The 499-nt window shown below is 69.9% G+C and carries 1 protein-coding gene; it reads left to right on the plus strand.

The window, feature by feature from the left end; genetic code table 11:
- Positions 1-76: 76 nt before the first annotated feature.
- Positions 77-499: Lrp/AsnC family transcriptional regulator (locus FMEAI12_RS32655; protein ID WP_200835492.1), on the plus strand; the 423-nt coding region annotated here is incomplete at its 3' end.

Genomic DNA, 499 nt, shown 5'->3' on the forward strand with positions numbered 1-499 from the left:
GAAAAGTCCCGCCGGGACCAGACATCGCCGTCCGCGCCCCCTCCACCGCCGCGATCTGCGTAACCTCCGGATCGTGCTGGAGGACCTAGACCGTCAGATCGTGCAGCTGCTGTGCCGCGACGGCCGGATGAGCTTCACCGACCTCGGTCGCTCCACCGGCCTGTCGGTGTCCGCCGTACACCAGCGGGTCCGGCGCCTGGAGCAGCGCGGCGTCATCACCTCCTACGTCGCGCTCGTCGACCCCTCCCAGGTCGGGCTGGCCCTCACCGCCTTCGTCTCCATCAAGGAGATAGACCCCAGCCAGCCCGACGACGCCCCCGACCGGCTCACCCACCTGCCCGCCATCGAGGCCTGCTACAGCGTCGCGGGGGAGGAGAGCTACCTGCTCAAGGTCCGCGTCGCCGACCCCGCCGCCCTCGAAAGCCTCCTGCAGGAGATCCGCGCCGCCGCGAACGTGTCGACCCGCACCATGGTCGTGCTCTCCACCCCCTACGAAAAC

This window comes from Parafrankia sp. Ea1.12, assembly GCF_900465275.1.
Taxonomy (GTDB): Bacteria; Actinomycetota; Actinomycetes; order Frankiales; family Frankiaceae; genus Parafrankia; species Parafrankia soli.